The following is a 6,505-nucleotide window of genomic DNA, read 5'->3' on the forward strand; positions in this document are numbered from 1 at the left end:
GACCTCGCTGAACGACGCTCTATGGATGTCATCCATATCGGAGCAAGCATCACGATATAGGATTGCGAGAATGTGCGTCCCATCCTTCGGCGCTGTCTCAATCGGCAACCAGCCATCCACCTCGACCTTACCGGCGTCGGCATGGTCCGGGGAGGATAGGGAGCGGAGAACCGTGGCAATTGCTTTAGAAAGAGAACCGGGCGCTATACCGCGTGAAGGATCACCAACGATAAGCAGTTCATGCACGTCCGTGGGAATACCGGCCTCGGTCAGCGAAATCAGCGCTGCTGTTGCCGCGTCAAGTCGCGCCGCTTCCTCCAACGCCAGCGCACGCGGGGCCGGGGCCAGATAGCCGAAATCCTTAAGAGCGAAATCACGTTCCGCACCCTTGTCGTGGTCATACGCCCGCAAGAGCCATTGCGGTTCCGGGTGCCATTCGGTTGAACCGAACCAAGGCCGAATAGGCGTGATGGCACGCTCAGAGGTTTCGCCGCGATAGTTCGTGTAAGTCAGCGTTATGGGATTTCCCATATCGGGAGCGGAAGGCTCAAGCGCGGAGAGGATGCGAGCCTCAAAGTCTGCCTGTGCGGCGGCTTTGGCGGCTTCTTCCGACGTGAATACAGCGCGAGTTTCCGGCGCGTGATCCAGCCACCAAGCCCACGAGCCTTTCGGCGTTGTGTTACAAGCGACATACTTCATGCCAGGATGCGGGGATGCTATATCGACAACACCCTTCGTCCACTCCAGTTTTTTTACGACAGTCATATCTGCACCTCGTCAGGGAAGTTGAGAGTGGCAAACTCGCCATGAAGAGACCTTGCAGCAGCGTCATAAGCCCGCGCTGCGTCCACTTCGTTCTTGAAATTTCCGAGGCTTACTTTCCCGCCGCGCCCATTGGAAATGCGAGCAGCCCACGCCTTATCGCGCTTCACCCAGCACACACCGCGATAACCAGAGGCTTTGTTCGTCTTGGAGTAATTACGGCTGTTTTCTGCAATGGTGCAGTTGCGTAGATTAACAATGCGGTTGTCAGATGGATCGCGATTTATGTGATCTATGACCTGCGGGTCTTCACCATGGACAAGCTTCCAGATGACACGATGCGCCTGATAATTTAGCCAATTGATCTTCCCATGCCGGTAACCAAGTTTATCCGATGACGTAAACGCCTCTTTACCGGCGTAACGGCTGTTAAATTGCCGTGCGGCCCACTCCCGTCTTGTCGGGTCTATGCCCTTCATTTGATGGGCTTGACGCTCGCGCCAAAATAATTTGCCCGTCTCCGGCTCATACCGCAGCAATGTGCGCAGTTCGTCTTGGCTAGGCAGAGCCTTCACAGGACGCTTCACAGCTACTTGCACGGAGAGGAATGGGAGAGCGCTGAGATAAGCCCGAATTGCCCGCTCCATGTCGCGGGTCGTATTGGCATACAAAGGATCATTGTCGGCACGAAGGGCTTCAAATTCCGCGTCCGTTACCTCGGGCGCAGTAATCCGAGCGCACTCGCGTACGGCGGCAATGACGGCATTCGGGTCGAGTTGGACTTCCGCCTTCACGGCTTCATCTGGTAGGGTGGTCATGGCTGGACCTCCGGCGCGATATATTCTTCGTTCCGGGTATCGGTGAAACACCATGTCGTGAATTTCAGGCCGTGCTTTTCCTGCCAAGCATTAACGGTGGCCGTAAGCATAGCGCGCAGGTCTTTTTGCTGTTCGCGGGACACGTCGAACGTGAGATGTTCGCCATATTCGTCACCTAAATCGGCAACGCATTCCTCAGCATGTTCAAGAAGCGTCTCGACAAAATCTCTTGATATATACGACGATAGCTTGAGAGGTTCTTTGTAAGCCTCGGTCACATAGACGCCCACGTCATCACCATATAGGCCGCGCACTTCTTCAATTGCTTCTTCGCGAGTATCGAACGGCCCGAACGAATAGCTTTCGTTATTGTCGCCGGAATACCATTTCCAGTTTTTCTCGGTCATGCTCTCGCACCTTCGCTAACAGGGCGACCGAATATGTCGCGCTTACGGGGAGGGAGGGGCTTTGTGAGGCGTTTTGGCTGCTTGTCCTTGGTGGCAAGCTTTGAAGACGGCGATTTGATACCCAGGTGTTTATCCTGCTGCCGGTTCACCTTGGCGCGCACAGTGGCTTCAGCCTTGGTCTTGGCCGTGTGCTCTTCCTTGCAAATCGCATGGAGATTGCTTTCGCGATGCTCTCCGCCTAGCCAGAGCGCGACCTTGTGATCGAATTCCGGTTTGTTGCCGGGGCCGAATGGCTTACTCGACAATGCACAACAGCCATCCTGACGGTTTACGATGCGGCGCTTTACTGCATCAGGGATAGCAGCATCGTCGTTCTTGCCGATCCATTCCTTAACGGTGCGGGCCATTAGTTCACCTCCGGCAGATCGTTGATTTGTTCCGCGCTAAGCTTCGACAGGTTGGCAATCCGCGCCTTGTCGAACTCCTCTTCGCCATCCATGACTTTCGCCAAGAACATCGACACGGTGTTCACGCGGCCCATTGTCGGAAGATCTACCCTTTCCGGTGCGTTCTGTTTGACGACACGGTACTGGTTGCGCATAATTTCCATGTCGCCGCCGATCATTGCCGAGGCGATAAGCATGTTGACCGATTTCAATACCCAGGCATCTGCATCAGCATCGGTAAAGGATGGTTCAGACGCGCCCTGTTCGCCTGTATCCGGCTCGCTGGCTGGCGTTTCGGGTTCTTCGGTAACAATCTCCGCTTCTTCGACTTTCGCGCTCTGTGGCTCGTCTCCGAAGGGATCGGCAACGGTCTGAACCGGAGTGATGTTCTTGGCATTGTCAGCGCCTTGGAAGTCCTGCGCTTCCTCACGGTCATAAACGCCAAGCAAAACTTCTGGCACATACCGGCGCGCCCATGACCGAGCGGCAAAATATCCAAGCTGTTGCTGCGGGTCCGATTTCCAAAGCGGGCTGTTCTTGGTCGTGATCGAGCCGACAGATGGGGAAGTGTATTCGTATGTCTCGCCATCCAGAATACCCGACACGGTGCACGTCATATCGTTGCCTGTGCCCTTGTATTCGTACTTAAGGCGGCCCTTGATGCCGGATCGGGTATTGACCACGGCAGCGATAAGCTGTGCCTCATAAGCAATTGTGCCGTTGACCGAATAGGACTTGGACGCCACCGCAAAAGGCGACATCTGCCATTCCAGCGCCTGCATTGCCACAGCCATACATGCACCGGCATTATTCCGAAGGTGCTTTGGCAGGGCGATATCCGCCTTGCTCATCACCTCAGCAAAGCGAACCACTTCGCCAAGGTTCTGCGGTGCGATGTTTGATCCAGTCGCGCCAGCGGAGACAGAGACGGTATTGATAGACGTTTCACGTGTTGCGAGTTGGTTCATTTCACGCTCCTGACGCAAATCGACCGTTACCGTCACGTTCACGCGTGTTTCGGTATGGTCTGCGATTGTTTGCTTGTGTTTTTGGGGTAGCCCACCTGCAATTTTCAGGTGTGTAATCGCCATTCACGTCGATCCGATCCAACGTGTGTTGCGGCGTTGGCCTACGCCCCATGTCGTGTAGGAAATTTTCGAAGCTATCGACCCAGAGAGTGCAGACGGTTATGCCCCGGCCTCCATACAGATGATATTGGTCTGACTTCGGGTTGAAGCATCGTGTTTTCATGCTCACCCACGAATTGTATTCCAGGGATTTGTTTTTTACTGAACCTTCTCCATGGGTGCGGGCGGCAAGCAATTGCCTTTCCTTCTGCAAGCATCCGCATGAGTTTGTAGTGCCGCTCAGTAGGCAAATGCCGATTACTGGAACAACATTCCCGCAAGAGCACTCGCATGCCCAAGCCGACATCTTCGATTTGTTCTGTTGATACGATCCGCAATAATGCAGAACTTTTAAGCGACCAAAGACAAGTCCAGTCAAATTCTTGAACTGGTGATGAATACGACCATCTTTCAACCGTGGGAAAGGTTGCGGAGCGGTGCTGTGTACAATCGTCTTCATGTCACGCACCTATCAATCGTTGCTGATACCAAACGGGCATGTCCGTTTCCGACAATTCTTCAAGTGGTGTGGATGGAACCCATGCCGTGTCTGTGCCGAACTCGCCCATGAACAGGCGGTAGTTCTCGACGGCTTGGGCAATACGTTCTGCGGCGCGGTCGAACAGCGGATTACCCGGCGACAGCATGATACCGTGTGATATGGGCGCGCCTTCCTTCTGCCAAAACACAAATACGAAGGCGAAAACCGGGTTGCTGACTACCTTTGACAGCCAGTCCTCTTGTCCTTCTGGCAGACCGAAAACCTTTCCAGCCCGGAATAGTCCCTTCATCTGGCGGCGACCGTCTGAATAGTGACCGGCGGAAACGATATAGTCGTAGGTTGCCATCGCATCCCGACACGCCCGGTTGAACTCTTTCCCACTTCTGTTCGCGATAGACTTAAGATCGACATTCGAATTGATCTGAAGGTAATCAATGCGCGCCTTGAAGCGGATACCGTTCACGGTCCAGAACACCGAGACTTCCGGCTGCCCGCCTTCGAATGCCTTTGCCAGCGTTTTGTTCGCCTTGATGAAGGCCGATGCAGCAAGGATTTTTGAATAGTCCTTGAACTTGATAAGCGTCTTGTCGGAGTTCTTCGCCCTCTCAAGAATGCGATCAAAGATGATGGGGCAATCGTCATACCGAAGCGCCCGGTCGATAAGCTTGTCCTTCGTGCCAGATATGGCCGCCGACTTCTTTTTGAGATACGCCCGCAATTCGTCAGACGTGACCACACAACCGGGAAAGTCAGAAGGTTCCGGTAATGGCTCATGATGCGCCTTGAACTTCTCCACGCCTTCGAGAACGCACATGTGAAGCTGGCGACCGAATATCTTTGCCGGTGTGTCGTCGTCATCGTCACGGGCCGGGTTCATCGGGCTATCCCACCAGAAATCCGGGGCGTTACCGATGAGCTTCTTCAGGCCGGTAGAACCGAGCGCAGGATCGGCATGATATTCCTCATCGGACATCCCGAAGTAGACGCCATCCTCATGCAAGGTGTCAGTCACGATCACCTCCCGACAGAAGATTATCGCGCAAAGTGCGGCGCACCTGCTCGTTCTCTGGCTTCTCAAGCTCTATGGCGATGTAATCCCACTGGGTCTGGTGAGGCTCCATATGACGGACCATGGCGGCAAACACTGCGACCTGTTCTTCGCTGTTCATGTGTGCGAACACTGCGCCGAAGCTGTCAGCGTCTGCGCTGATGAATAGCGGATACCGGCTATCTACGCGAACCTCGATCTTCGACATCACGCGGCCTCCGACTTGCCATAGACCACGAAATCAGATGAGCGCGGCAGCAGGTCCAGAGCATTTGTGTCACCGAACAGAGTAAGTTCTATCTCACCATTATCGCTCGTGATGCGTACTACTCGGCTGTTGAAGTTATCAGGGAATGCCGAGACAACTTCGATCTTGCGGATATGGTGTATCGTTAATTCTGCCATATGCATGTCGTCACTCTCCCGAAAAATTCGCCAGCCCGACTTCCAGAGCGCGGACGTATTCAGCGTCTTCGGCTGCTAGTTCGCTCTGCATCTGGATTGCTGTCTGGATGACTTGTTGCGTGAACCGATCCGGCTTCTGTCTATAGTGACCGGATACGTGGATTGTCTGGGCGCGTGGCTTGCCGCTTACTTGGAGGAGGGCAGTCATGCGGCCTCCCCGACCCATCCACATTCAAGGAAGGTTTGCCCTTTGTGCTGGTAAATAGCGATGCCAGATACTTTTTGGCATTCTTCGCAGATGTAGCTGATAATAAGGCCATGCCGCCTTGCTGATGGTCCGAAATGACCGTTTACCGCCACGTCGGCATTAAGAGTAAACGTCAATTTGTCTGTGCAAGGTGCTTCGCCATCTGCATTCGTGCCTATGACGACCTTATGCCCGGTGTCCGCATCCTCTTTCCTATGAAAGACCTCAACCTTGAAATGATGTGTATATTCGCATCCGCAATTGGCACAAACGAGAAGGTCTTGCTCCAATGCTGAGCCTAAAATATCATCACTCATGGTTAACCTACTTTCTCGGCCAGATACCCGGCCCATACTGCAAACGTTGCGATGAAGGTTGAAACGGCAACAAAGCCAGCGATGTCTTCGATAAGGTCACGCATGGGTTTCTCCCGATCTTTTGATGATTTTGGCTAAGGCGATTTCACGAACCATGGACATGGCGACCAGTCGGCGGATTGCTTCGGATCGGGTGGCAATTCGGTTTTCGTATCGCCAGTTATCGATGTCATTCAGCTCGTCATCGGTGAGCATGATCGGGACGCGGTTTTCACGCATTAAGCCACACCCCGATACCAAAACGGCGCTGTTAGGCTGCGCTTGTGAGCAGCTTGTTGATTGCCGCTGAGAAGTGACCCGGTTTGGGGTGATATTTCCATTTAGAATTGACCCATGTTTGAACCTTCCCTCGTTTGTTTTTCAGCG

The 6,505-nt window shown here is 53.7% G+C and carries 11 protein-coding genes; all 11 read right to left on the bottom strand.

Features of this window, described 5'->3' with window-relative positions; all coding sequences use genetic code 11:
• Positions 1-765 (bottom strand): hypothetical protein (locus FGI60_RS25970; RefSeq protein WP_138787558.1); only part of this gene is annotated, 765 nt, incomplete at its 3' end.
• Positions 762-1,580: an HNH endonuclease gene (locus FGI60_RS25975; protein ID WP_171058862.1), complete on the bottom strand. Its 819-nt coding sequence runs from the start codon at positions 1,578-1,580 to the stop codon at positions 762-764. The genes FGI60_RS25975 and FGI60_RS25970, both read right to left, overlap by 4 nt.
• Positions 1,577-1,987 carry a hypothetical protein gene (locus tag FGI60_RS25980; protein ID WP_138787560.1) on the bottom strand — a complete coding sequence of 137 codons (411 nt, stop codon included), beginning with the start codon at positions 1,985-1,987 and terminating at the stop codon, positions 1,577-1,579. The genes FGI60_RS25975 and FGI60_RS25980 overlap by 4 nt, the downstream gene beginning before the upstream one ends.
• Entirely contained in the window at positions 1,984-2,394 is a 411-nt protein-coding gene (locus FGI60_RS25985) for an HNH endonuclease (protein WP_210238476.1), read from the bottom strand. Before FGI60_RS25985 ends, FGI60_RS25980 begins: the two co-directional genes overlap by 4 nt.
• Entirely contained in the window at positions 2,394-3,524 is a 1,131-nt protein-coding gene (locus FGI60_RS25990) for a recombinase RecT (protein ID WP_138787561.1), read from the bottom strand. Before FGI60_RS25990 ends, FGI60_RS25985 begins: the two co-directional genes overlap by 1 nt.
• Positions 3,525-4,021: 497 nt before the next feature.
• Positions 4,022-5,074 (bottom strand): PD-(D/E)XK nuclease-like domain-containing protein, encoded by a 1,053-nt coding sequence (locus FGI60_RS25995; protein ID WP_138787562.1) that lies wholly within the window; start codon positions 5,072-5,074, stop codon positions 4,022-4,024.
• Complete coding sequence (locus FGI60_RS26000) at positions 5,067-5,318, bottom strand: hypothetical protein (protein ID WP_138787563.1); 252 nt, start codon at positions 5,316-5,318, stop codon at positions 5,067-5,069. Before FGI60_RS26000 ends, FGI60_RS25995 begins: the two co-directional genes overlap by 8 nt.
• The gene (locus FGI60_RS26005; RefSeq protein WP_138787564.1) at positions 5,318-5,521 is read right to left on the bottom strand and encodes a hypothetical protein; all 204 of its coding nucleotides are present in this window, start codon (positions 5,519-5,521) and stop codon (positions 5,318-5,320) included. The genes FGI60_RS26000 and FGI60_RS26005 overlap by 1 nt, the downstream gene beginning before the upstream one ends.
• A gap of 4 nt (positions 5,522-5,525) precedes the next feature.
• Positions 5,526-5,723, bottom strand: coding sequence for a hypothetical protein (locus FGI60_RS26010; protein ID WP_138787565.1), 198 nt, complete (start codon positions 5,721-5,723; stop codon positions 5,526-5,528).
• On the bottom strand, positions 5,720-6,079 hold the full coding sequence (locus tag FGI60_RS26015; protein WP_138787566.1) for a hypothetical protein: 360 nt from the start codon (positions 6,077-6,079) through the stop codon (positions 5,720-5,722). Before FGI60_RS26015 ends, FGI60_RS26010 begins: the two co-directional genes overlap by 4 nt.
• Before the next feature lie 96 nt (positions 6,080-6,175).
• On the bottom strand, positions 6,176-6,358 hold the full coding sequence (locus FGI60_RS26020) for a hypothetical protein (protein WP_138787567.1): 183 nt from the start codon (positions 6,356-6,358) through the stop codon (positions 6,176-6,178).
• Positions 6,359-6,505: the final 147 nt, after the last annotated feature.

The organism is Brucella haematophila (genome assembly GCF_005938105.1).
In the GTDB taxonomy this organism is placed as follows: domain Bacteria; phylum Pseudomonadota; class Alphaproteobacteria; order Rhizobiales; family Rhizobiaceae; genus Brucella; species Brucella haematophila.